General features: G+C 61.9%; 19 protein-coding genes and 1 pseudogene. 6 read left to right on the top strand and 14 right to left on the bottom strand.

The window, feature by feature from the left end; all coding sequences use genetic code 11:
* Window positions 1–177 precede the first annotated feature (177 nt).
* The 12 genes and pseudogenes from groL to VX159_RS01490 form a co-directional block, all read right to left on the bottom strand.
* Window positions 178–1,830, bottom strand: a complete 1,653-nt coding sequence (gene groL, locus VX159_RS01545) for a chaperonin GroEL (protein ID WP_371324230.1) — start codon at window positions 1,828–1,830, stop codon at window positions 178–180.
* 45 nt (window positions 1,831–1,875) lie between these two features.
* The gene (locus VX159_RS01540) at window positions 1,876–2,166 is read right to left on the bottom strand and encodes a co-chaperone GroES (protein ID WP_226441447.1); all 291 of its coding nucleotides are present in this window, start codon (window positions 2,164–2,166) and stop codon (window positions 1,876–1,878) included.
* Window positions 2,167–2,661: 495 nt separating this feature from the next.
* A complete protein-coding gene (locus tag VX159_RS01535) occupies window positions 2,662–4,194 on the bottom strand; it encodes a methyl-accepting chemotaxis protein (RefSeq protein ID WP_371324229.1) in 1,533 nt (510 codons plus the stop codon).
* A gap of 151 nt (window positions 4,195–4,345) precedes the next feature.
* Window positions 4,346–5,686 carry a DUF3422 family protein gene (locus VX159_RS01530; RefSeq protein WP_371324228.1) on the bottom strand — a complete coding sequence of 447 codons (1,341 nt, stop codon included), beginning with the start codon at window positions 5,684–5,686 and terminating at the stop codon, window positions 4,346–4,348.
* Window positions 5,686–5,835, bottom strand: a complete 150-nt coding sequence (locus VX159_RS01525) for a hypothetical protein (protein ID WP_371324227.1) — start codon at window positions 5,833–5,835, stop codon at window positions 5,686–5,688. The genes VX159_RS01530 and VX159_RS01525 overlap by 1 nt, the downstream gene beginning before the upstream one ends.
* A gap of 12 nt (window positions 5,836–5,847) precedes the next feature.
* A complete protein-coding gene (locus tag VX159_RS01520; RefSeq protein WP_371324226.1) occupies window positions 5,848–6,615 on the bottom strand; it encodes a LamB/YcsF family protein in 768 nt (255 codons plus the stop codon).
* An 84-nt stretch (window positions 6,616–6,699) separates the two neighbouring features.
* Complete coding sequence (locus VX159_RS01515) at window positions 6,700–7,302, bottom strand: glutathione S-transferase family protein (protein ID WP_371324225.1); 603 nt, start codon at window positions 7,300–7,302, stop codon at window positions 6,700–6,702.
* A gap of 17 nt (window positions 7,303–7,319) precedes the next feature.
* Window positions 7,320–8,372, bottom strand: a complete 1,053-nt coding sequence (locus tag VX159_RS01510) for a biotin-dependent carboxyltransferase family protein (RefSeq protein WP_371324224.1) — start codon at window positions 8,370–8,372, stop codon at window positions 7,320–7,322.
* The gene (gene pxpB / locus VX159_RS01505; RefSeq protein ID WP_371324223.1) at window positions 8,372–9,136 is read right to left on the bottom strand and encodes a 5-oxoprolinase subunit PxpB; all 765 of its coding nucleotides are present in this window, start codon (window positions 9,134–9,136) and stop codon (window positions 8,372–8,374) included. The genes VX159_RS01510 and pxpB overlap by 1 nt, the downstream gene beginning before the upstream one ends.
* Window positions 9,137–9,151: 15 nt before the next feature.
* Window positions 9,152–10,438, bottom strand: a complete 1,287-nt coding sequence (locus VX159_RS01500) for a Glu/Leu/Phe/Val dehydrogenase (protein ID WP_371324222.1) — start codon at window positions 10,436–10,438, stop codon at window positions 9,152–9,154.
* An 83-nt stretch (window positions 10,439–10,521) separates the two neighbouring features.
* Window positions 10,522–11,784 (bottom strand): annotated as a pseudogene (locus tag VX159_RS01495) (MFS transporter); the annotation flags it as partial.
* 49 nt (window positions 11,785–11,833) lie between these two features.
* A complete protein-coding gene (locus VX159_RS01490; protein WP_371324221.1) occupies window positions 11,834–12,646 on the bottom strand; it encodes a putative hydro-lyase in 813 nt (270 codons plus the stop codon).
* Window positions 12,647–12,834: 188 nt separating this feature from the next.
* On the opposite strand from VX159_RS01490, the gene VX159_RS01485 reads away from it, so the two are divergent.
* On the top strand, window positions 12,835–13,716 hold the full coding sequence (locus VX159_RS01485; RefSeq protein WP_371324220.1) for a LysR family transcriptional regulator: 882 nt from the start codon (window positions 12,835–12,837) through the stop codon (window positions 13,714–13,716).
* Window positions 13,717–13,875: 159 nt separating this feature from the next.
* Here the strand turns inward: VX159_RS01485 and VX159_RS01480 are convergent, their stop codons facing one another.
* Window positions 13,876–15,102: an IS256 family transposase gene (locus VX159_RS01480; protein ID WP_371325481.1), complete on the bottom strand. Its 1,227-nt coding sequence runs from the start codon at window positions 15,100–15,102 to the stop codon at window positions 13,876–13,878.
* Window positions 15,103–15,458: 356 nt separating this feature from the next.
* Between VX159_RS01480 and VX159_RS01475 the strand changes: the two genes are divergently transcribed.
* The 5 genes from VX159_RS01475 to VX159_RS01455 all read left to right on the top strand — a co-directional run bounded on the left by VX159_RS01475 (window position 15,459) and on the right by VX159_RS01455 (window position 22,173).
* On the top strand, window positions 15,459–16,538 hold the full coding sequence (locus tag VX159_RS01475) for an HD-GYP domain-containing protein (protein ID WP_371324219.1): 1,080 nt from the start codon (window positions 15,459–15,461) through the stop codon (window positions 16,536–16,538).
* Window positions 16,539–16,714: 176 nt separating this feature from the next.
* On the top strand, window positions 16,715–18,796 hold the full coding sequence (locus VX159_RS01470) for a methyl-accepting chemotaxis protein (RefSeq protein WP_371324218.1): 2,082 nt from the start codon (window positions 16,715–16,717) through the stop codon (window positions 18,794–18,796).
* A 53-nt stretch (window positions 18,797–18,849) separates the two neighbouring features.
* Window positions 18,850–19,968 carry an alkene reductase gene (locus VX159_RS01465; RefSeq protein WP_371324217.1) on the top strand — a complete coding sequence of 373 codons (1,119 nt, stop codon included), beginning with the start codon at window positions 18,850–18,852 and terminating at the stop codon, window positions 19,966–19,968.
* Entirely contained in the window at window positions 19,965–21,416 is a 1,452-nt protein-coding gene (gene dacB / locus VX159_RS01460; protein WP_371324216.1) for a D-alanyl-D-alanine carboxypeptidase/D-alanyl-D-alanine-endopeptidase, read from the top strand. The genes VX159_RS01465 and dacB overlap by 4 nt, the downstream gene beginning before the upstream one ends.
* Window positions 21,406–22,173 carry a hypothetical protein gene (locus VX159_RS01455; protein ID WP_371324215.1) on the top strand — a complete coding sequence of 256 codons (768 nt, stop codon included), beginning with the start codon at window positions 21,406–21,408 and terminating at the stop codon, window positions 22,171–22,173. Before dacB ends, VX159_RS01455 begins: the two co-directional genes overlap by 11 nt.
* Here VX159_RS01455 and VX159_RS01450 read toward each other — a convergent pair.
* Window positions 22,134–25,316 (bottom strand): cache domain-containing protein, encoded by a 3,183-nt coding sequence (locus VX159_RS01450; protein ID WP_371324214.1) that lies wholly within the window; start codon window positions 25,314–25,316, stop codon window positions 22,134–22,136. The two genes, VX159_RS01455 and VX159_RS01450, sit on opposite strands and share 40 nt — an antisense overlap.
* Window positions 25,317–25,565: the final 249 nt, after the last annotated feature.

Here is a 25,565-nt window from a genome sequence, read left to right as displayed (position 1 = left end):
TGCAGAGCCTAATTTAGGCGCCTGTTCTTACAGTCAGCTTACAGGCGTTACGAAAAGCACAAACGATGTCACAAAACAAAACCCGGCATTTTCACGGTCGACCGTGAAAACACATAAAAAAACAAGGGCCCCGCTTGCGCGGAGCCCTTGCCGGGTAAAACAGAAGACGGGGAAGGCTTACATGCCCATGCCGCCCATGCCGCCCATACCACCCATGCCGCCCATGTCAGGCATGCCACCAGCCGGCTTGTCTTCAGCCAGTTCGGCGACCATGCACTCGGTGGTCAGCATCAGGCCGGCCACGGAAGCAGCGTTTTGCAGCGCGGTGCGGGTGACCTTGGTCGGATCGAGCACGCCCATCTCAACCATGTCACCGTACTCGCCGGTGGCGGCGTTGTAACCGTAGTTACCCTTGCCACGAACGACCTTGTCGACCACCACGGACGGCTCGTCGCCAGCATTGCTGACGATTTCGCGCAGCGGGGCTTCGATCGCCTTGAGGATCAGCTTCACGCCAGCGTCCTGGTCGTGGTTGTCGGCCTTGAGGCCCTTGACCGCAGCGCGGGCACGCAGCAGCGCAACGCCACCGCCAGGAACGATGCCTTCTTCAACGGCGGCACGGGTAGCGTGCAGCGCGTCTTCGACACGAGCCTTCTTTTCCTTCATTTCGACTTCGGTGGCAGCGCCCACCTTGATCACGGCGACACCGCCAGCCAGCTTGGCTACACGTTCCTGCAGCTTTTCGCGGTCGTAATCGGAGGTGGCTTCCTCGATCTGGATGCGGATCTGCTTGACGCGGGCCTGGATCGCGACTTCGTCGCCGGCACCGTCGATGATGGTGGTGTTTTCCTTGGCGATTTCAACGCGCTTGGCCTGGCCCAGATCCTTCAGGGTAGCCTTTTCCAGGGACAGACCGGTCTCTTCGGAGATCACGGTACCACCGGTCAGGATGGCGATGTCTTCGAGCATGGCCTTGCGACGGTCGCCGAAGCCCGGGGCCTTGACGGCAACGGTCTTGAGGATGCCACGGATGTTGTTCACAACCAGGGTGGCCAGCGCTTCGCCATCGACGTCTTCAGCGATGATCAGCAGCGGGCGGGAAGCCTTGGCGACTTGTTCCAGCACCGGCAGCAGGTCACGAATGTTGGAGATCTTCTTGTCGAAGAGCAGAACAAACGGGTTGTCGAGCAGGGCGATCTGCTTTTCCGGGTTGTTGATGAAGTACGGGGACAGGTAGCCACGGTCGAACTGCATGCCTTCGACGACGTCGAGTTCGTTGTTCAGGGACTTGCCGTCTTCAACGGTGATGACGCCTTCCTTGCCGACCTTTTCCATCGCTTCGGCGATGATGTTGCCGATGTCGGCGTCGGAGTTGGCGGAGATGGAACCGACCTGGGCGATTTCCTTGGTCGTGGTGCACGGCTTGGAAATCTGCTTCAGTTCTTCGATGGTGGCGGCGACAGCCTTGTCGATGCCGCGCTTGAGGTCCATCGGGTTCATGCCGGCGGCGACGTACTTCATGCCTTCGCGGACGATGGCCTGGGCCAGCACGGTGGCGGTGGTGGTGCCGTCACCGGCGATGTCGGAGGTCTTGGAAGCAACTTCCTTGACCATCTGGGCGCCCATGTTGGCAAACTTGTCCTTGAGTTCGATTTCCTTGGCGACGGAAACGCCGTCCTTGGTCACGGTCGGGCCACCGAAGGAACGGTCGAGCACGACATTGCGGCCCTTGGGACCGAGGGTAACCTTGACCGCGTCGGCCAGGATGTTGATGCCTTCGACCATGCGGGCGCGGGCGGAATCACCGAATTTGACGTCTTTAGCTGCCATTTAAAACTCCTGAAATTTGATCTGTTGAGAAGTCGACCGCAGAAATTACTTCTGCAGGACACCCATGATGTCTTCTTCGCGCATGACCAGGACTTCCTGGCCGTCAACCTTGACCGACTGGCCGGCGTACTTGCCGAACAGGACGCGATCGCCGACCTTGACGTCGAGGGCGATCTGCTTGCCGTTATCGTCGCGCTTGCCCGGGCCAACGGCCAGGATTTCACCCTGATCCGGCTTCTCGCCGGCGGAATCAGGGATGACGATACCGGAAGCAGTGGTGCGCTCGGCTTCGACGCGCTTGACGATCACACGGTCGTGCAAAGGACGGATATTCATTGAACTGACTCCTAAAAAGCTGGTTTACAACCAATGATAAGAAAACGGGCCGCGCAATCGATTGCAGCGGCGGTACGGCAAGGCTATTAGCACTCAACCGCAACGAGTGCTAATAATAGGGACGAGGCCGAGTGATTTCAAGACCCTGACGACAAAACCACTTGTCGTTGATCACTCAATTTGGGAGGAATGATCACTCAAACTGAGAGCCTATCCGCCTTTCAGCCCGTTTGACTCACGACAAAGCAATAGACGTCACTCCCACCCATTCCCGCTATTCGGCCGAAGCGGTCTTTCGACACACAACTAGTAACTGCAGCTTTGTATAGGTCTACGGACAGATTTATGAGGATAGGGCAAAACCGCACGCTTCATGCTGGATTTGAATAGCCATGAACAAATCGACGTCCTGCTCGCGATGATCGCCTCCAAGAACATTCGCAAAGAACAATAGGGATCAGCCCCCTATTGTGTGAGCCCCCTTGGACATCGCCGTCAGCTATAGCTCTCCGTCTTGAACCGTCCTACAAGCTGACGCAGATTGGTGGCAATGCTTTGCAGTTCGTGGGCAGCAGCGGCGGTACCACGGATGGTTTCCGTCGTTTCCTCGACCATGTTGGCAATCTGCTCGACACGTTGAGCGATGGCAGTGCTGGCCGCGCTTTGCTCACGGGTGGCATCGGCGACTTCGCCAACGCGTTGCAGGGTTCTTCGAGCACTGCCCTCGATTGCCAGCAGCGACTCCGAGGCCGACGAAGCAAGATGGACCCCTTCATGGACTTCGGGCAGCGCGGTGCTCATGGCCTCGACTGCACCGACCGTATCCAGCTGAATGCCAGAAATCATTTGCTCGATTTCCAGCGTGGCACAGGAGGTTCTCTCGGCTAGCTTGCGCACTTCGTCGGCCACGACCGCAAAGCCACGCCCCTGTTCGCCGGCGCGGGCGGCCTCGATGGCGGCATTGAGCGCGAGCAAGTTGGTCTGTCCGGCGATGTCCTTGATCACGCCAGCGATGGTCGATACCTGCTTGGCGCGTTCCACCAGCGCATGGATTCTGCCGGAGGCCCCCGAGACAGTTTTGGATATCTTTTCAATCGCTGCGGCAGCCTGATTGACCCGCTCGCTGCCACGCCCTGCGAGCTCCGCCGCTTCGGTGGTTTCGCGAGTGCTCTCGCGGGCGCTGTCCGAGATATGGCTGGAACTCACCGTGAGTTCCTCAATGGCCGCTGCCATGGCCGAAGTCGAATCGGCCTGCAGTTCGGCTGCCTTGGCGATTTCACCGGAGGCACATGCGATTTTCTCAGCATTTTCGACCACGCGATTGGCGTCGCTATTGATGCCTCCGACCATGTCACGCAGGGCGCCGACCATGGTTCCCAGGGCACCGAGAAGGCTGTTGGCCGGAACATTGTCAATCCGCGCCGTCAAGTCGCCGCCGGCCACACGCTGCATGATTTCGGTTGCCACCTGGGGTTCGCCCCCCAGACGACGAAGGATGCTGGATGATGTCTGCCAGCCGCACAAGGCAAGCAGTATCAGCAAGCCGGCAGACACGCCACCCAGCAGCAGTGCATTTTTTCGATACTCGCTATCGATGTCGTCGATGTAGATACCCGTCCCTATGACCCAGTTCCAGGGGGCAAACTGGGCAGCATAGGATAGTTTGGGTTCGGCTTGCTGCTGCCCGGGGCGGGGATACCAATATTCGACATACCCACCTCCTTCACGCGCTGCCTTGGTCAGGTCGCGAATGATGTATTTGCCGTTGACATCCTTCAACCCAGAAGAATCACTCCCTTCCAATTCCGGTTTGGGCGGAAGAAGGAGGTAGGTCATCTGCGGATGAAAAGAGTGAATGAAAATGTACTCCTTCCCTTCGTAGCGGATGTTGCGTAGCGCCTCCCGGGCTGCCAAGCGCGCTTCGCCATCCGGCATTTTCCCTTCCAAGGCCAGCTTGTGATGGTAACTGACGATGCCAACCGCCACCTCCACCAGATTGCGAAGTTTGGCCTTCCGATCCGCAAGCATGCCTTCCCTCAATTGGTAGAGCGCGGTCAAACAGAGGACCATGAGGCCGAGTAGCGCCAGCCCGATCAAAATGTAAATGCGCGTGGAAACGCGATAGCTTGGCAGCACCACGTCATGACTCCTTAAATAAACGATAGATGGACAGGCCGGATCAGCAGCGTCCGCTGGCGATTCCCTTGCGTACGCCACGGATCATCAGGAAGGCCATCACCAGAACGGCCGGCACCAGCGTCACCTCCAGCAGAGGCGTGTTGACGTGCAGCCCAAGGTCTTCCGCGCCGCGCAGAAGGTGCGACAGCAGGGAGATCGCGTAGTACGAAATGGCGACGACGGAGAGCCCCTCGACGGCGTGTTGCAGCTTGAGCTGCGTGGAAGCAGTGCTGTGCATGCCGCTGAGCAGTTCGGTGATCTGGCGTTCCTGGACCATATCGACCCGCGTCCGCAGCAGGTCGATGGCCCGCGACAGGCGTTCGGCCAAGGCAGCCTGGCGGGCCTGGACGGAACGACAGGTATCCATGGCCGGCGACAGCCGACGCTCCATGAACTCGCCGATGGTGGGCACGCCTTCGATGCGTTCCTCGCGCAGTTCCTGGATACGGGAAAGGACTAGCTGGTCGTAGGCCTGCGAGGCGCTGAACCGGCTGACCCCGGCACTCAGGGCTTCAACCTGGCCGGCCAGTTCGGTGAGCGCCAGCAGTCGGTCGGCATCGCCGCCACTGCCGTGATCCGCCGCCATGCCGCGTATCACCTCGCCCAGCCTTGCCTCCAGATTCTCCAACTGGCCGAGCATTTCACGGGCTACGGGCAGGGAGAGCAAGGCCATCAGCCGATAGGTCTCGATTTCCGCCAGCCGTTGCACCAGCCGGCCCACCTGGTTCTCGCGAAAATCGAGGTCGAGGACCAGAAAGCGTGAAAAACCGTCGTCGCCGATCTGCCAGTTGCACCAGACTTCGCCGCCCCCGAGAACGCGGCTGCCGACCTGGCCGCTGTCGCCAAACCAGCGGCTGCGCTCGCGCCGGGCATTCCGGGCCGGCTCGCCCTTCAATACTTCGATCTGCAGGGCGACCAGGCGTTTCCTGTCGACCAGCGTTCGCCATCCGGCGGGCAGGCGGTGGCCCTCGTCTATCCAGTCGGCAAAGGGTTCGTCTGCCTGACCGGAGCCGACCACGGTAAACGTCGAAAACTCCGTATGGCGTTCCCATTTGAGCGTAAAACCATCGCCGTTGTACGCCAGGTGACGGGCAGCCGGGGCCGGTGGCGCGATACCGAGCGCTTCGCAAAACTCGGTCGCCAGTTGAAGGTGCTGCGCCGGGGGGGCAGCCGGGTCCCCCAACACCGCCAGGTGGGTCACCCGTGCCGGCGCGGCGATACGCAGAAAAGGCCGGGCATGAACCTCGTTGGCCAGATCGTGGCGCGCCGGATGATCGCTGGCCTCCGCCAGGCAGGCGACCGCCAGCGCGTGCTGGCGCTCTCCTTCGGCAGCTTGCGCCATCAGTTATTGCTCATCACGGCGACGCTGTCCAGGTCGTTGTCGCCCGGCGCGGCTGTCGAAGGAGCCTTCGCAGCCGCGCCGGCCAGTAATGCTGCCTCGGCGCCGGTGTCGGCGTCTACCGCTGCCGGGAATAGTTCAGTGCTTACCATTACGCCCCGCCCTCAGTCACACAGCTCGGGCAAGGCAACCAGCCTGCAGCCCTCGGCCGCCAGGCGTTCGCGCAGATAGCGCGCGGTGGCCACGGCCTCCGCCCCATCGCCATGGACGCAGATGCTGCCGATCCGGCAAGGCAGGCGCTTGCCGTTCACGCTGACGATGGCACCCTCATCGAGCATGCGCCGGACGTGGGCATAGCTGGCTTCTGCACCATGAACCATGGCATCCAGGCGACTGCGAGGAACCAGCTGCCCGTCATCCATGTAGGCCCGGTCAGCGAAAATCTCCTCGACGACGGGCTGCCCGGCGGCATGGCCTGCCGCACACAGTTCCGATAGTGCCGGAGCGAGGAGGATCATCGCCGGATCGTATGCGCGGATGGCCCGAACCACCGAGTCAGCCAGCGCCCGGTCCGCGCAGGCCGCGTTGTTCAGGGCACCATGCGGCTTGACATGGCTCACCCGCATGCCTTCGGCCCGCGCCATGCCGTCCAGCGCGGCGATCTGGTACAGGATGGCCGCCTCCAGTTCATCCAGCGCCATGACCATGCGGCGCCTGCCGAAGCCCTGCAGGTCGGGGTAGGACGGATGGGCGCCAACACTGACGCCGTTGCGCCTGGCCAGTTGCAGGGTCTGGCGCATGACCAGCGGGTCGCCGCCATGGAAGCCGCAAGCCAGATTGGCCGAGCCGACCAGCGGCAGCATGTCGGCATCGTTGCCCATGACCCAGGCACCGTAGCTTTCGCCGAGATCGGCGTTGAGGTTGATCTTCATATACATTCTCTTCTCGGAAAATTCTTTGTTGATATCGTTTGACATAAACGGGCGCAATGAAAATCGCATGCCTCGCCACGGTGCTCATAGCCCCGGCATTGGAACGAAATTGGGGATTGACTTGACCGAATACAGCCATGCACTTATCCCGGGATAGGGTGAAACGTCGACTCGCCCCTCATTAGCAAGGGCGACGTACGGGAAACAAGCAATGTCGGCAATGGTCGGAGTGGATCCGACGAGCCATGAGTTCTTGGCAAGCCGCCACTCCAGTGTTTGAAGTGCCGTAGTCGCTTTTGCTTTGGCCTCGTCGAGATTGCCTGGATAGCCAAAGCTAGTGATTGCGCGAGCCATGAAGAGGCCAGACTGAATTTCGTTCTGTGCCAATTCAAGCCATTGCATTACCTCAGCGAACTGAAGAGGCTCTCGCGGCAACCAAGTTCGTGACGCATCGTATTTAGACGCGACATAGCAAAGAGCGGCTGTCGACCCCCAGAGCGTCGAGGCTCCATCCATCAGCGTAGGTATTTGTCCACGAGGATTTAGCTCGAAATAGCTGAGATCAACTTGATTCTTTCCATTTTGCAAGGGAACGAAAGTTCTGTCGTACGGAATTCTCAAGAAGGCCAGCAGAAGCCGAACTTTGTAGGAGTTGCCAGAGGTTTCACGGTCGTAAAGGTGAAGCATAGTATCTAACGTCTCGCTTATACCGAATACCAGGCCAGTTCGTCGCCGCGAATGGCACCGCTGATCAGGTTGCCTTCGTAAAGTGCCGCCTCGTCGATCACGCCGGGCGGACGGAAAGTTCCGAGACTCTCGCACCAGCGGCCGACCAGCTGGGCCTGCTCGCGCAATGCAGCCGCTGCCTGGGCATGATCAACGGCGACGAACTGCACCTCGTCTCCCGGCCGGACATGTGCCAGTCGCGCCAGATCGGCGCGGATGACCGTTGCGATCTTGGGATAGCCGCCAGAGGTCTGGCAATCGGCCATCAACACGATGGGCTGGCCGTTGGCCGGAACCTGGATCGAGCCCGGCGCGACGCCATCCGAGACGATTTCCGCACCGAGGTCGTTGTGGGTCAGTTTCACCCCGTCGAGGCGTATGCCCATGCGGTCCATGTTGCGGGTAATGCGGTAGGGCGTGCCGAGAAAGGCAGCCAGTGCTTCCGGCGTGAAGTAATCGTCTTGCGGCCCGAGCAACACCCGGATGGGCCCCGTCTCAACCGTCCAGTGCAGCGTTCCGCAGGCTTCCACCCAGGGGTTGCCGGTCAGCGGATCGCATTGCAGGCGGTCGCCAGTAGCCAGCGCCCGCCCGTCAACGCCGCCGAGCCGCGCCCGCAGGTAGGTCGAACGACTGCTCAGTTGCTGCGGCACCTGGAAGCCGCCGGATATGCCGACATAGCCGACGCCACGCGCGATGCTGCCGATGCGGACGATATCACCGGGGAACAGCGTTGCCGTCTGCCAGGGTTCTACCTTGAGTACTCGGCCGCAGGTATTGACCACCTGAGCCGTGATCTCTCCAGCCAGCGAGATGCGTACCGTACCGGACAGAGCCTTGAGCGAGGGACCGCCCAGGCAGACTTCAAGGACTGCGGCATCCGGATCGTTGCCGAGCAAGGCGTTGGCCGCCGTCATCAGGCAGGGATCGAGCGCCCCGGAAACCGGCACGCCGATATTGCGATAGCCGTAGCGGCCACGATCCTGGATGGTAACGGCGAGGCCGGCTTCGGTGACTTCGACGATAGCAGCCATCACGCCCCTCCTTCGCGCATCAGGCTGCTCAGATCGAAATCTCCAGCAGCGCAGGCGTGCTCCAGTTCGGCATAGGAGGCCGAATCGATGGCTTCCCAGACCACCTGATCGCCCGGTGCAAGCAAGGCCGGACGGCGCGCATTGGCCGCATCGAACAGGCGAATCGGCGTACGCCCCAACAGGCGCCAGCCGCCCGGGCTTTCCCACGGGTAAGCGGCGCACATCCTCCCGGCGATGGCGATCGAACGGGACGGTACCACCTTGCGCGGACTGGCCAGGCGGGGCATATCGAGAACTTCGGGAACGCCGCCCAGGTACGGAAAACCGGGCAGGAAGCCGAGCATGTAGACCGAAAACACGCTGTCGGTCAGCAACTGGACGACCGCCTCCGGCGTCATGCCCTTGGCCTGTGCGACGTCGGCCAGATCCGGTGCGCACTCGGCATCGAAGCAAACCGGGATGTGCCAGCGGCAGCCGGCGGCCGACAGGATGCCGCTCTTGGTGGCCAGTTCGCCCAGCCGATCATGCAAGGCCATGGCATCGGCCTGCTCCGGGTTGAAATGGACCGTCACCGAGCGGAAGGTCGGCACCCATTCGACGACACCGTCCAGGCGCCCGTCGCCGGACAAGGTATCGAGCAGGCTGCAGAAGCCGAGCACCCGGCCGTGGATGGCCGGATCGATGATCGATCCGAACTCGACGGTCCAGGCGGTATCGCCAACGCTGAGCAGGCGAACGGGCAAAACGGAGGAATCTGCGGTCATGGCCGTAAGGTTCGCTCAGGGATAGAGGCCGCGCAGCTTGCGGGCCTGGAGAACCCGCTCGCAACCCAGCACAAAGGCGGCAGTCCGCAACAGGATACCCTTGCTTTGCGCGGCATCCCAGACTGCGGCGAAGGCATCGCGCATGATCTTGTCGAGACGGGCATTGATCTCGTCTTCGGACCAGAAGAAGGCGCTGATGTCCTGCACCCATTCGAAATAGCTGACGGTCACGCCACCAGCGTTGGCCAGCACGTCGGGAATGACCAGCACATCGCGTTCCTTCAGGATCAGGTCGGCAGCTGGAGTTGTCGGTCCGTTGGCGCCTTCTGCGACGATCCGGGCGCGAATGGACGGCGCATTTTTCTCGGTGATCTGGTTTTCCAGGGCGGCGGCGACCAGGATGTCCACCTCGCAGGACCAGAACTGGTCGCTGCCTATCGTTTCGGAATCCGGCGCGCCGGCCAGGCTGCCCGTCGCCAGGCGATGCTGGCGGACCTTGCGCACATCGAGGCCATGCCGGTTATGGATGGAGCCGGTTTCGTCCTGAATGGCCACCACCTTGGCCCCGGCATCGGCGAACAGTCGTGCGGCAGCTTCGCCGACGTTGCCGAAACCTTGTACCGATACACGGGCACCGGCAATGGATATGCCCAGGTGCCTGGTTGCCTCGACGGTGCAGATGAACACGCCGCGCCCCGTCGCATCGTGACGCCCGAGGCTGCCGCCGAGCGAAACCGGCTTGCCGGTCACCACACCGGTCGTCGTCTTGCCCTGGTTGACCGAGTAGGTATCCATGAACCAGGCCATGACCTGTTCGTTGGTGTTGATGTCCGGTGCCGGGATGTCCTTGTCCGGCCCGATCAGGATGTTGATCTCGCTGGCGTAGCGCCGGGTCAGGCGTTCCAGCTCCTCGACCGACAGCTTTTTCGGATCGACCCGGATGCCGCCCTTGGCCCCGCCGTAAGGCACATTGACCACGGCGTTCTTGATCGTCATCCAGGCCGACAGCGCCATGACTTCGGTGAGCGTGACCTCCGGGTGAAAGCGGATGCCGCCCTTGCCCGGACCGCGCGACAGGCTGTGCTGGACGCGATAGCCCTCGTAGTGGGCGATGACGCCGTTGTCGAGACGGATCGGGACATCGACGATCAACGAGCGCTTCGGCCGGGTCAGGGTTTCGACCCAGGGCAGCAGGGCCTTGTCGAGGTAGGGTTCGACGCGGTCGATCTGGACCAGGTAGGTTTCCCACGGCCCGAGCGATTCCCGGGACAGGTAGGACGGAATCTTGGTGGTGTTTTCCATGAATTTCTTTCGCGCAGGGCCCCGCCGGCCGCACCGAGAGGTGCGCCGGGGAGACTGCATTGACTTGTGATGAGGAGGAGGCTTTAGGCCGGCTGCGCGGCGAGATCGCGGCCCTGTGTTTCAGGCAGCGGCAGGCAGGCCAGGATGACCAGCAGATAGCCGCCAGCAGCGAGAACGCCGATCACTTCGCCAAGCGGCATGGAGGTACTGAGGTAGCCGACCAGGGCGGGCGACATGGCACCGGCGGCACGCCCGAAGTTGTAGCAGAAGCCCTGCCCCGAGCCGCGCAGCTCGTTGGGGAAGAGTTCGGCCAGATAGGCGCCCATGCCGGAGAAGATGCCGGAGAGGAAGAAGCCGAGCGGGAAACCGAGGAAGAGCATCAGCCCGTCGGTGATCGGGATATGGGTATAGATGTAGACCAAGGTGCCGGCACAGGCGGCGAACAGCATGAAGCAATAGCGGCGGCCGAGCTTGTCCGAGAGGTAGGCGCTGGTCAGGTAGCCGATGAAGGAGCCGAGGATGAGCACCAGCAGGTAGCCGCTGGTACCGAGTACAGACAGCTTGCGCTCGACCTTGAGGAAGGTCGGCAGCCAGGTGGTCACCGCGTAGTAGGCCCCCATCATGCCTGTGGACAACAGGCTGGCTAGGATGGTGGTCTTCAGCATGCGCGGCGAAAAAATTTCCCAGAAGTTGCCGCCGCCGTCGACCTTCTTCTTGGCCTGGGTAGCGCGGAAAACTTCAGGGTCCTTGATATTGCGACGGATGTAGAAGATCAGGAAAGCCGGCAGGATACCCATCCAGAACAGCACGCGCCAGGCCTGCTCGGGCGGCAGCACGGCATAGACCGCCCAGAAGGCGATGGCGGCAGCGCCCCAGCCGACGGCCCAACTGCTCTGGACCAGTCCGACCGCCTTGCCGCGATGCTTGGCCTGGATCATTTCGGCAATCAGCACGGCACCGACCGACCATTCCCCACCGAAGCCGAAACCCTGCATGGCACGGGTGAAGAACAGCTGCTCGAAGGAGTTGGTGAAGCCGGAGAGGAAGGTGAACAGCGTGAACCACATCACCGTCCATTGCAGCACGCGGACCCGGCCGTACTTGTCGGCCAGGATGCCCGCCGCCCAGCCGCCGATGGCCGAGGTAACGAGCGCCCCGGTGGCGATGTAGCCGGCTTCGACCTTGCTCATCATCCAGGCCGCCATCAGCGTCGGGATGAGGAAGGTGTAGATCATGTAATCGAAAGCATCGACCCCGTAGCCGGCAAAAGCGGCGACCAGCGTCTTCCTTTCATTGCTGTTTGTTTCGGATATCCACACGGTTGTCTCCTTGATGGGTGGATTAAAAAACGCCGCCTTCGCTCTTTGGCAAAATCCGGCGAGGAAAAGCTCTCTCTTAAAAAGCCAGTTCGCTGTCCAACAGGTCGGTCACCAGCATCGCGCCGGGCGCATGGGTAATGCAGAAATCGGGTTTGGCCTCCATGACCACCGCCTGCGGCGTCACGCCACAAGCCCAATAGACGGGCATCTCGCCGGGCAGGATGTCGACCGCGTCGCCGAAATCCGGCTTGGCCAGGTCGGCGATGCCGATCAATGCCGGATCGCCGAGGTGCACCGGCGCACCATGCACGGCCGGCACGCGGGCCGTGACCTGGACGGCGCGGATGGCGTTGGCCGGCGTCATCGGCCGCATCGAGACCACCATCGGGCCGCGGAAGGGACCGGCCGGTACCGTCTGGATATTGGTCCGGTACATCGCCACATTCCGACCCTGTTCGATGTGACGCAAGGGGATGCCGGCATCGATCAGCGGCTGCTCGAAGGAGAAGGAGCAGCCGATGACGAAGGTCACCAGATCGTCACGCCAAAGGGCGCCGATGTCGGTCACTTCGTCGACCAGTTCGCCCTGGCGCCAGACGCGGTAGCGCGGCACATCGGTGCGGATGTCGAGATCTGCGCCCAGGCGCGGCAGGCCCGGGGCGCCCGGCTCGGAAACGGCGAGCAGCGGGCACGGCTTGGGATTGCGCTGGCAGAAGCGGAGGAAGTCGTTGGCCAGGGCGGCGGGCAGGATGACCACGTTGCCCTGGACGAAATGCGGTGCGGCACCGCTGGTATGTCCCGACCAGCGGCCGGAACGAATGGCCAGACGGGCCTCAAGGCCGGTCTTGGCGATCAGCTGCGTCGGCGCAGCAGAAGTCTCTGTCGTCATGGTTGTCTCCGGTTGTTTTTTGATTTGTGCCGAGTATGCGCTGACGTTTTAGCCACTCACAAACGAAAAATTTCTTTGTGAGTACATCGATTTTTTTGGAGTCACATTTCTGCTCAAAGGCGTTTTCGGCGCTAAGCTGTACTGTAGGGCAACCACCCGTTGCCATCGCCCAATCACGAGGAGAGTCCGTGAATCTGCGTTTCGTCGAAGCCTTTGTCTGGGTCGCCCGTCTGCAGAGCATTTCGCGCACGGCGGAAAAGCTGTTCCTGACGCAATCCGCCGTTTCCAGCCGGATCAGCGCCCTGGAAGAAGAGCTGGGCGCACCGCTGATTGACCGCCGCGACCGGGTATTCCGCCTGACCAACGCCGGCAACCGTTTTCTCAACTATGCTGAACGCTTCCTAGCGCTACAGCTCGACCTCAAGCGCGAGCTCGGCACACCTGAGCAGATGCCGCTGTCGCTGCGCGTCGGCGGCATCGAGACGGTATTGCACACCTGGCTCATTCCGCTCATGGAATCGCTGAAGGGCGAGTACCCGAAAATCGAATTCGAACTCAATGTCGAAATGACTCATGTGCTGAACGAACAGGTCCGTCGCGGCAGCCTCGACCTGGTTTTCTCGGCCTCGCCAGCCATTGGCCAGGGAATCGCCAACGAGGCCCTAGCACCCATGGAAATGACTCTAGTCGGGCCTGCCAGCCTGGATGAAACGCATCCCCTGAGCATCTCGGCCTTGCTCAATACCGAACTGCTAACCTTCCAGCGCGGTTCGCAACCTCATGTCGCCTTACTCGAATCGCTAGGCAATGCCGGGATCAGCGAAAAGCGCGTGCATACCATTTCGTCCATCTCGGCGCTGGTCAAGCTAGTGGAAAGCGGCTTCGGCCTGGCCACCCTGCCCCGCGCAGCAGCACTGGAACTTTGCAAGCGCCACAACATCACACTGCTTGCCAGCGAACTCCAGTTTCAGCCCTTGCCGCTCTACGCCAACTACTGGAGCAACCCCGGCTCGCCCGAACTGGACGAAGCCATCGCCCGTGCATTGGTCTTCGCGAAAGCGAGGGCATAGGCCGCTGACCAGCAGACTTTAACCAGAGGATCTCGCTGTCGAACAAGGCGTACGTATTCTGAAATTCAATCACAACACTTGCATGCGTGAATTTCAGGAGGAAAGAATTAAGGATCCGGTGCAGGGCGTGTCTGGAATTTTGTGTAAACGGGGTTTGAGTTACAGGTTGTTCATCCGGTCTTCGAACTGGATAGTAAATCGGGTCAATGCTGCCTTCCAATCCCGAATAGGCAGTGTCCATTTCTGGCTGATGTTGCGCAGTGCCAGGTAGAACAATTTCATCAGTGCCTCATCGCTAGGAAACGAGCCTCGGTTCTTGGTGATTTTGCGCAGGCTCATGTTCACCGACTCAATCGCATTGGTCGTGTAGATGACTTTACGTATTTCCGGCGGGTAGTCGAAGAACGGGATGATTCGCGGCCAATTGCGGCGCCAGGACTGGCTAATGGGCAGGTAGGCATCGTCCCATTTGTCTTCGAATTCGCCGAGCATTTGCTCCGCTTCGTCAGCAGTAGCGCTGGTGTAAATCCGCCGGAGGTCAGCGGCCACAGCCTTGCGCATTTTCCATGAGACGTAGTTCAGGCTATGCCGAACCATATGGACGACGCACAGTTGAACGGCGGCGTGGGGATAAACGGCTTCAATGGCCTCTGGAAAGCCCTTCAGGCCATCGACGCAGGCAATGAAGATATCCTGCACCCCCCGGTTTTTGAGTTCTGTGACGACTTGCAACCAGAACTTGGCGCCTTCCGTCTGGGCAATCCACAGCCCCAGCACTTCCTTCTCACCGGCCAAGTTGAGTCCAATCGCCAGATAGACGGCTTTGACCCGTACGCTGCCATCCCTGACTTTGACGTGGATGCAGTCCAGATAAACGATGGGGTAGATGCTGTCCAGCGGCCGTGACTGCCAGGCTTTGGCCTCATCAACCACGGCATCGGTGATTGATGAAATCAGTGTTGGCGAGACCTCGGCGCCATACATCTCTTCCAGGTGCGACTGGATTTCGCGGACCGTCATGCCCCGAGCGTACAGTGACAGAATCTTGTCGTCGAAGCCCGTCCAGCGGGTCTGGTGCTTGGGAATCAACTGCGGCTCGAAGGTGCCGTGGCGGTCGCGGGGAATTTCTATCGGTAGTTCGCCGAATTCCCCTTTGAGCGTCTTACGGCTCTTTCCGTTACGCGTATTGCCCGCCGGATTCCCCACCGGCTCATTCTTGCCGCGGCCGAGATGGTCGGCCATCTCCGCTTCCAACGCTTTCTCGACCAGCAACTTGGTGAGCTGCTTGAGCAAGCCGTTCTCGCCAATCAGGTCTTCAGGCTTCCGATAGTCAGCCAACAGGCTGTCCAGCAACTCCTTGGGTACTGCTTTCCTTGCTACGGCCATCATCGCTCCTTGGGGCGTGGCAGTTTCCTGCCAAATGACCGTTTACACAAAAATTCTTACACGCCCGCGATAAAGAGATCATCAGTTGCTTCAAAAGACTCTCAACTTGAGTGATCAATCGTCCAGAAACTCCCATTTTCAGTGAACAACTAGGCACGGCGGGTACAAATTGAGAGTGTCAAAACCCCCATGGTTGCGTGCTAGTGGCTCTCAAAGTCAGTGTACAACGACACCACTAGCCTCCGGTTGTCGACAAACTCGCGCCCCACCCTTTTGCCAGCCGCAGGGGCCAAGCGGCAGCTTCGGAAAAAAGCTAATATCTGCGCGTCGACCGTGAACCAGCTTCTGCCAGCACCATGCCTGCCCGCTCCATGATGATCGAAACCAAAGCCGCCCGCATCCTGGTCGTTGACGACGAGCCGGCCAATCTCAAGCTGCTCAACAAGATGCTGCAAACCGACGGCTACGAGAATCTCGAACTGATCGACGACCCGCGCAATGTGTTGCCGCTGTATCGCAAGGCACGCACCGACCTGATCCTGCTCGACATCAACATGCCCTATCTCGACGGATTTCAGGTGATGGAGCAACTGGCCGCGCTCAACGACCCGCTGCTACCACCGATCATCATCCTGACCGCCCAGGCACGCAGCGAGATCATGCTGCGTGCTTTCGCCGCCGGCGCCCGCGATTTCCTTGGCAAACCCTTTGACCGTTACGAATTGCTGGCCCGCGTCCGCAACATGCTGCACGCCCACATGGCCCACCGTTTCGTCCATGAGCAAAACAGCGTACTCGAAGACATGGTGCGGGCCCGCACCCGCGCCTTGCAGGAATCGCAGCTGGAAATCGTCCGCCGCCTCGGTCGCGCCTCGGAATATCGCGACAACGAAACCGGCGCCCACATCATGCGCATGAGCCACATTGCCGAACTGCTGGCCAAGGCCTGCGGCATGGCACGCGACGAATGCGAACTGGTACTCAACGCCAGCCCGATGCACGATGTCGGGAAAATCGGGATTTCCGACCTGATCCTGCTCAAACCAGGCCGCCTGAGTCCGGAAGAACGGACCGTCATGGAAACCCATGCAAGTATCGGCGCCGACATTCTGGCAAGTGCCAGCGGCAACAAACTGCTGGAGATGGCGCACACCATTGCCCTCTCCCATCATGAAAAATGGGACGGCAGCGGTTATCCCAACGGTCTGTCCGGGGAAGCAATCCCACTGGTTGGCCGCATTACCGCCATTGCCGATGTATTTGACGCGCTGACCTCCGAGCGGCCGTACAAAAAAGCCTGGCCGGAAGCCGAAGCGGTGGCCTTCATGCGCGAGCAGGCTGGGCGGCATTTCGACCCGACGTTGATTGAGCTGTTTCTTGGGCTGCTACCGGAAATTGCCGAAATCCGGCAACGCTTCCGCGAAGAGCGCCACTGAGCCAATACAAAAACATTAAGAACAGCATGGATTTTACAAAAACAACAAAAATCACAAGTAATTCAAGAGCTTTCAGCCGCCACAAAAGACATAGTTCCGGCTAGAATCGCTGGGATTATTACAATTTACTGACGCTTGTGTGGCGACCGCCACCAAGGTCTGCGCGGAGCGATGCCTTGAAGAACAATCAGCCGGTCACCCAACGCGAAGTTCCCTTTCCTCCGAACACCTACCTGGTTTCCCGTACCGATCTCAAAGGCAGCATCACTTACTGCAACGATGCCTTTGTCGAGATTTCCGGCTTCACCCGTGACGAACTGATCGGTCAAAGCCACAACATCGTCCGCCACCCGGACATGCCCAAGGCCGCGTTTGCCGACCTCTGGCAAACCGTCAAATCCGGCACCCCCTGGCGCGGTCTGGTCAAGAACCGTTGCAAGAATGGCGACCACTACTGGGTCGAGGCATTTGTCGTGCCGATCAAGAAGAATGGCCAGACCACCGGTTACATGTCGGTACGCACGCCCCCCAGCGCAGACCGCAAGGCGGCCGCCGAAGCCCTCTACAAGGCAAGCGGACTGGACGGCAAGCTGCCGACCACCGGCCGCCGCATCCTGTCGCTGGGCGCCCGTCTGTGGGCCGCGATGGCGGCGCTGGTGCTGATGCTGATCCTGGTCGGAGGGCTTGGCCTCAGCGAGATGAGCAGCACCGACGACAAGCTGCGCTTGATGTATCAGCAGCAACTGCAGCCGTCGAACCTGGTCAACCGGATGATGTTCCTGCTTTCGGACAACCGCTCGCAGATCATGCTCGCGTTGCAGCACGACCCGGGCAGCCCGTTTGTCAGCATGCATGATCATCCGCTCGACATGCACATCCAGAACACGCTGAACAACCGCCAGGAAATCAACACCCTGCTCGAAGAGCTGAAAAAAATACCGCTGAGCGCCAGCCAACAGGCATTGCTCGCGAAGTTCAGCGAAACCCGCGAACGTTTTTCCCGCGAGGGGGTTAACGCTGCACGCGAACAGCTCAAGGCAGGGCAATTCGGCGCCGCCAACCTGACCCTGCTGCAGAAGATCAACCCGCTTTACGGTGAAATGCGCAAGGATGGCGAGGCCTTGATCACTGCATTGGCGAAGGACGCTGAACAGGCCTATGTCGCCGCCGAAGCATCCTACCAGCAAGCCCGCAATATCGATCTCGGCCTGCTCCTCGCGGCCTTGGCGATTGCCGGCATTGCCGGCACCCTGGTCAGCCGCAGCGTCGTCGGCTCGGTCCGTACCGCGATCGGCCATTTCGAGCGGATCAGCGAGGGCGACCTGACCGAAAACATCGACATCTCCGGACGCGACGAAACCGGCCTGCTGCTCTGCAACCTGGCCACCATGCAGGCGACACTGAAAGCCATGCTCGACGAGATCAGCACCGCCTCGCGCAGCATCGACCAGCGTTGCGACCAGCTGGAACACCAGATGCAGCAGGTTTCGGCGCAAAGCTTTGAACAGCAGGCGAGCGTCGAAAGCGTCGCCGCCGCCACTGAAGAGTTCAGCCAGTCGGTACAGGAAGTGGCGCTCAATGCGCAGGAGACGGCTGGCGCCGCCCGGGCCTCGCAAGAGCAGGTCGACCGCAGCAATCAGAACATCAACCAGAGCATGGCGGCGACCTCGCGCGTCGTCGATGCCGTGCATTCGTCGAATGCAACCATCGAAAAACTCAACCAGTCGATTGCCAAGATCGGCGACATGACCCAGGTGATTGCCGACATTGCCAGCCAGACCAACCTGCTCGCGCTCAATGCCGCAATCGAGGCCGCCCGGGCCGGCGAACAGGGGCGCGGCTTCGCGGTGGTGGCCGACGAGGTGCGCAAGCTGGCCGAACGCACCACCACCTCGACCGGCGACATCAACAGCACGGTTGCCGAAATCCAGTCGGTCACCGCGCAGGCGGTGCACAGCATGGACCTCGCCGCCCGCGAGGTCGAAACCGGGATCGACAAGCTGCGCGCCAGCGTCGAAGGGCTGACCGACATCACCGCATCGTCGCGCCAGGTTTCCGACATGGCGGTGCATATTTCCGATGCAGCAACCCAACAAGGCACGGCCAGCGCCGAAGTTGCCAACAGCATGCAGCGGGTCAGCGACCTGATCAACCGCAACGCCAATTCGGCGCAGCAAGCCAAACAGGCGGCCGACGAACTGCTGCAGACGGCGGCCCAGCTCGATCGCCTGATCGCAACCTTCCGCCTCTACCGCTGAACGGCACCACTCCGTAGAATGGGGAGCTTTCGAGCTCCCCATTTTCATTTGCGATGACAGCCTCCCCTCCGTTGCAACTGCTGACGCCGGTCCGGCTCGGCGCCCTCGAACTGGCCAACCGCATCGTCATGGCCCCGCTCACCCGCTGCCGCTGCGACAACCCCGGCTACGTCCCGACGCCGATGATGGCCGAGTACTACGCGCAACGCGCTGGCGCCGGCCTGATCATTTCCGAAGGCACCATCGTTTCGCCGCGCGGCCGTGGTTACCCTTACACCCCGGGCATCTGGTCGGCCGAGCAGATTGCCGGCTGGCGTCTGATTACCGACGCGGTGCACCAGCGCGGCGGGCGCATTGTCTGCCAGCTGTGGCACTGCGGCCGCCTGTCGCTGCCTGAATTCCACGACGGCCTGCCGCCGGTCGCTCCTTCAGCGATCAACCCGCTGTGGCAGATGTTCTCGCCGAGCGGCCAGCCGGATACCGTAACTCCGCAGGCGCTGAGCAAGGCAGAGATTCGCGGCATCGTCGCTGACTTTGCGCAGGCCGCGCGCAATGCGCTGGCCGCCGGTTTCGACGGCGTCGAAATCCACTCCTCGAACGGCTACCTCTTCCACCAGTTCTTCTCGGCCCAGTCCAACCAGCGCGACGACGAATACGGCGGCAGCCACGCCAACCGTGCCCGCTTCTTCCGCGAAACCCTGGATGCGATCTGTAGCGCGATCCCGGCCGACCGCGTCGGTTTCCGCCTCAATCCGATGCTCAACCGTTTCCACGGCCTGCACGTCGACGCCGACACGGTGCCGATGTGGGAACAGGTGGTGCGCGACGCCAATGCCTACGGCCTTGCCTATCTGCACCTGACCGAACCGCTGCATCCCAAGCAGATCGCCGATACCGAGGGCGCGCTGGCCGATGTCGGCGCCCACTTCCGCCCGCTCGCCAGCATGCCGCTGATCACCAACGGCAGCATGACCCGCGACAAGGGCGAAGCCCGGCTGCAGGCCGGCTTGTGCGATGCCGTGGCCTACGGTACGGCCTGGATCGCCAACCCCGATCTGGTCGAGCGTTTCCGGCAAAATGCCGCGCTCAACCCGGTCGACCGTGACACCTTCTACCAGGGCGGCGAACACGGCTATCTCGACTACCCGACCTTGGCGCAAAGCCCGGCATGAAGCGCTTCAGCTTGAAAACGGCGGCGCTGCTGCTGGCCTTGTTCGCCAGCGGTGCCCGTGGCGAACTGCCGCCCCCGGTACAGCAAGCGTTGCAGGCAGCGCAAATACCGGCCAGCCACGTCGCCGTCGTCGTCCAGCCGGTCGATGGCCGCGCGCCGCTGCTCAGTCACAATGCCCGCGCCGCGATGAATCCGGCCTCGGTGATGAAGCTGCTCACCACCTATGCCGCGCTCGAACTGCTCGGCCCGGCACATACCTGGAAAACCGGCGCCTGGAGCGAGGCGTCCACGGTCGACGGCGTTTTGAACGGAAATCTGACCCTCAAGGGCGGTGGCGACCCGCGCTTTGCCATCGAGCATTTGTGGTCGCTGCTGCGCCAGCTGCGGGTTCGCGGCATCCGCCACATCGCCGGCGACATCGTGCTCGACCGCAGCGCCTTTGCCCTTCCCGAGACTGACCCCGGCGCGTTCGACGACAAGCCGATGCGCCCCTACAACGTCGGCCCCGACGCGCTGCTGCTCAACTTCCGCGCGCTGCGCTTCAGCTTTATCGCCGACGGCGGTCCGCAACCGCGCCTGCTGCAGGAAACCCCGAGCGAAGGCCTGCGCCTCGACAACCAGTTGCGCTACGGCGACGGCCCCTGTCCGCGCCAGTGGCCGGACCAGATTCTGACCAAGCTGCAGGCCGAGCCGGGCGGCAGCGGTTGGCGGTTGGTGTTCACCGGCAGCTACAGCCGCCAGTGCGGCGAAAAGACGCTCAATCTGGCCCCACTCGCCGCCGACGCCCAGGCCGACGGCCTGCTCCGCGCACTGTGGAGCGAACTCGGCGGCAGCCTCGGCGGCCGTGTCCGCAGCGGCACGCTGGCGCCCGGCGCCCGCCTGCTCAGCGAACACGAATCGGCGCCGCTGGCCGATGCGGTGCGCGACATCAACAAGTTCTCGAACAACGTGATGGCCCGCCATCTCTACCTGGCGCTCGGCAACGGCAACGGCGAAGCGGCCACCACCGAGCGTGCGCGCCAGCGTCTCGACGACTGGTTGCGCCAGCAACGGCTCGACTTTCCCGAACTGGTAGTCGATAACGGCTCCGGCCTGTCGCGCCAGGAACGGATCAGCGCCGACAGCCTCAACCGGCTGCTGCTGGCGGCGTGGAGCAGCCCGACCATGCCCGAGTTCATCGCCAGCCTGCCGATTGTCGGCATCGACGGGACGATGAAACGGCGGCTCAAGGACAGCGCTGCGACTGGCCGCGCCCACATCAAGACCGGCACCCTCGACGGGGTCAAGACCGCCGCCGGCTACGCGCTCGACGCGCAAGGCCGGCGTTACAGCGTCAGCTTCCTGATCAATCACCCCAAGGCCCAGGCCGGCAGTACCGCGATCGACGCGCTGCTGCTGTGGCTGGCGCAACGGCGCGACAAAGCCGAGACGGGCCGGCGTGGCGACTGAAATAGCCGCCGCTGCCCATCCCCCGGAGCCCTTCCCTGCCGCCGGGCTGGCCGCCGCCGGGCTCAACCGGCACGCGATCTTCCGCCGCAGCGAACTGCCGGCCGCGCTACTGGCGCAATTGCCGGCCAGTGACTGGCAGGAACTGGTGCTGCTGGCGCATGCCGGACCTTTGCTCTGGCAACAGGTGAGCGCAGCACAGCAGGCCGGCACCGTCGGCGGCGACGATCCGATCGACGCTTACACGGTCGACTGCGTCAAGCGGCTATTTTCCGGCTGCCTGCGCCAGATTCTCTATCCCGGCGCGCAGGCTCCCGGCCTGCAGGCGCTCGGGCAACTGGCCGGCTGGCACCGGGCAGCACCGTTCATGGTCGGGATTGACGCCGAATACGGCACCTGGTTTGCCTACCGCGCGCTGCTGCTGACTGCCGGCGGCTTTTTGCCGACGCCGCCGGTTGACCGTGAACATCCCTGCGCCGCCTGCCGCGAGCGCCCCTGCCTGGATGCCTGCCCAGCCGGCGCGCTAACCAGCGGCGAACTGCAACTGGCGACCTGCCTCGATTACCGGCTGCAAGCGGACTCGCCCTGCGCCGTCACCTGCCACGCCCGCGAGGCTTGCCCGGTCGGGCGCCAGCATCGCTACCCGCAAGCCCAGATCGCCCACGCCTATGGTCATTCGCTGAATTTCCTGCGCGCCTGGCGCCGGAGTGCGACAACGGCTCAAGACGGCGTCGTCGGCAACCAGCGCAACAAGACCTGATAGAGCAGGTCGGGATCGACCGGCTTGCCGATATGGTCGTTCATCCCGGCCGCCAGGCACTCACGGCGGTTTTCCTCGAAAGCGTTGGCGGTCATCGCCAGGATCGGCAGCTCAGCCCGTCCGGGCAAGGCGCGAATCGCCCGCGTCGCCTCGACCCCGCTCATCACCGGCATCTGCATGTCCATCAGTACCAGCGCGAACGCCTCATCCCTCACCCGCGCCACGGCCTCGGCACCGTCACTGGCCAGCTCAACCCGCAAACCGGCCATTTCGAGCAATTCGCGGGCAACCTCCTGATTGATCGGCTCATCCTCGACCAGCAGCACCCGACAACCGCTTGCTTGCTGCAGCAGTTGTTCCAGTGGCGAACCGGCCGCTCCGGCATTGGCGCTGTCCTCGGGCATCGGTTCGCTGACCGCGAAAGCCGCTGTCAGCCAGAAACAACTCCCCTGACCGGGGTCGCTCTCGACTCCGACCTCGCCCCCCAGCAACTCGGCCAGCCGCTTGTTGATCGCCAACCCCAGACCGCTACCGCCATAACGCCGGGTGGTCGAATCGTCGGCTTGCGAGAAAGGCTGGAACAAGCGACCCAGCTTGTCAGGGGCAATACCCACCCCTTGGTCGCGCACGGCGAGGCGTAACAGCACCCGACCGGGGGCCAGTTCACGGTCGACCGTCAGCGACACCACAATTTCCCCCTGCTCGGAGAACTTGACCGCATTGCCGAGGTAATTGAGCAAGGCCTGCCCGAGGCGGAAAGAATCACCATACAGGCTTTGCGGCACCTGCCCGGAAACCTCGCCACGCAAGCGCAGTCCCTTGGCCTCGGCTTTTTCCTGCAACAGGCTCAAGGCCTGATCGAGCATTTCGCGCGGGCGGAAAACCTGCTCGCAGAGACTGAGGTGACCGGCCTCGATTTTCGAGAAATCGAGAATGTCGTTGATCACGTTCAGCAGATGCTGGGCCGAAAAGGCGATCTTGCCCAGGCGATCCTGTGCTGCCGCGTCCGGCACATCGCGCTGCAACAAATGGGTCAGGCCGATGATCGCGTTCATCGGTGTGCGAATCTCGTGGCTCATGTTGGCCAGGAAGGCGCTCTTGGCCCGGCTGGCCACCTCGGCGGCTTCCTTGGCCTGCAACAGTTCGGTGGTGCGCGACTCGACCAGCGCCTCCAGATGATGACGGTATTGCTCCAGCTCCGATTCAACCTGCTTGCGCGTCGTGATGTCGGTCGAAATCCCGCACAAAGCCTGAACCTGCCCGTGATCATCGCGCAAGGGAATCTTGATCGACAGATAGGCCGAAGTGATCTGCCCATCGGTGCTGGTATTCACCTCCTCCTCGACCACCCGCTCCCCGTTTTCCAGCACACGCCGGTCGTTGTGCCGCAGATTGGCCACCGTCGCCGCATCGAAGAAGCATTCGTCGGGCTGGCCGATGATTTCCTCCAGCTCGCAGCCAAACAGTTCGCGCACCCGGCGATTGGCGTACTGGTAGCAATAATCCGGACCCTTGATGTAGATGAAGGCATCGACCGTGTCGAGAATCGTCGCCATCTTGTACTCGCTGGCCCGCAGCGCAGCCTCGTCCTGCTTGCGCTGGGTGATGTCCTCCTTGATCGCGATGTACTGGCGAATCTGACCCTGGGCATCGACAATCGGCGAAATCGAGGCCCGCTCCCAGAACAAGCGGCCGTCCTTGGTCCGGTTGAGGAATTCGCCGTGCCAGGTTTCGCCCGCCACCAGTGCCTGCCACATCGCGCGGTAGCTCTCCGGGGCAAGGTTGCCGCCGCTGAGGAAGCGCGGATTGTGGCCAAGCACCTCGCTGCGCGGATAACCGGTCAGCGACTCGAACTTGGGATTGACATAGGTGATCCGCGCCTCGGTATCGGTCATCATGATCGAGGCCGGATTCTGTTCGATGGCCAGCGACAGGGTCTGCAACTGTTCAGCCTGCGCCAGCAACTGCTCGGCCTGTTGCTGGTTTTGCGCGTGATAGCGCCGGAACAACGCCTGCGACCAATAGGAAAACAGTGCCGAAGCCAGCAACCCCAGCGCCAGCGCCCCCAGCCCGACCCAAAACAGGCGCCACAGGCGGCCACCTCCGCCGGAGGCATAGGCTGCCACCTCGCGCTCGACGGTATTGCTGAACTCATCCTCGAAAACGGTCGCCACCAGCACCCAGTTCCACGGCTGAACCACGGTGATCAGCGCCTGCTTGATCTCTGGCAGTCCGGTTTTCGGATGCGGCCAGGGATAGCTGACATAACCGCCCCCGGCCTGGGCCTGCCGGTGGATCACTTCCAGCCCCGCCTTCTGCAGGTCGGCCATGCGGTTGAAATGCGTTCCTTCCAGCCCCTCGTCCGAAGGCGATAGCAGGCTGGTCCCGTCCATACCCAACACCCCGACGTAACCGCTTTCGCCAAAGCGCAACGAGCGCAGGCGCTCCAGGGTTTCGCGCTGCTGCAACTGCTCCCACTTGTAGAGATAGTCGCCGGTGCCGATCAGCCAGTCAAAAGGCGCGAAATAACGGACATAAGCCAGCTTGTCCGACATCTGTTTGGGATTGTCCGGCGAATACCAACGGTAGCGCGAAAAGCCCTCTCCCTGCGGCCGGCGGGCCGCCTCGATCAGGCCGCGCATGATGTAATGCCCGGTATCGTCGCGGTTATCGAGGATCACCTTGCCCTCGAACTGCGGTGCGGTCGGCAGCAGAATGAACTCGCCCTGCATGCTGTCGATGAAGTAATAGCCGCGCCCGTCGTAAAAACGGGCCTGGCGGAGCGCCTCGACAATTAACCGCTTGACCTCGGCCGGTGGCCGGCGCGACGACTCGCGCTGGTAAATCGCTTCAACAATCTGGAATGCGGTATCGACCTGCTCGACCAGGCTGCGCCGCAGCACGCTCTCGGTCCGCAAACGGTTGAATTCGACAAAGCTGACCGCATTCTCGGTTTCCGCCTTGAGCCGCGCCTGCACCTGCTCGCGCGCCGTCTTCTCGATCCGCGCCAGCGACGCCCGCTGCTCTTCCAGGCTTTGCCAGGAAAAGAAGGCCCCCAACCCGAGGGTCAGCAGCAGCACAATGACCAAGGTTCCGATCAGATGGATACGAGGAACCGTTTTTTCATCAGCAATCAGACGCACGCACCAGGCTCCGGCAATTCGGGCAGGATGCAATGGAAACCGTCCATCGCCCCCCATGATTCAGCATCATAGTACAAAAGTAATACTGCCGTAGAAAATGCTTTCCGCATGACCACTCGGCATACCTGCCGAAATACGGCTTTCTGATCGCGATGACCACGGTCCACTCCCCTCGCGGACCGAAATGGCCGACTGCGCCGACTGGCTCGCGGAGCCAATCCCAAAGAAAACGGCGGGGTCTTGGCCCCG

It is taken from the genome of Dechloromonas sp. ZY10, assembly GCF_041378895.1.
Lineage (GTDB): Bacteria > Pseudomonadota > Gammaproteobacteria > Burkholderiales > Rhodocyclaceae > Azonexus > Azonexus aquae.
This window is presented reverse-complemented; position numbering and strand designations above follow the sequence as displayed.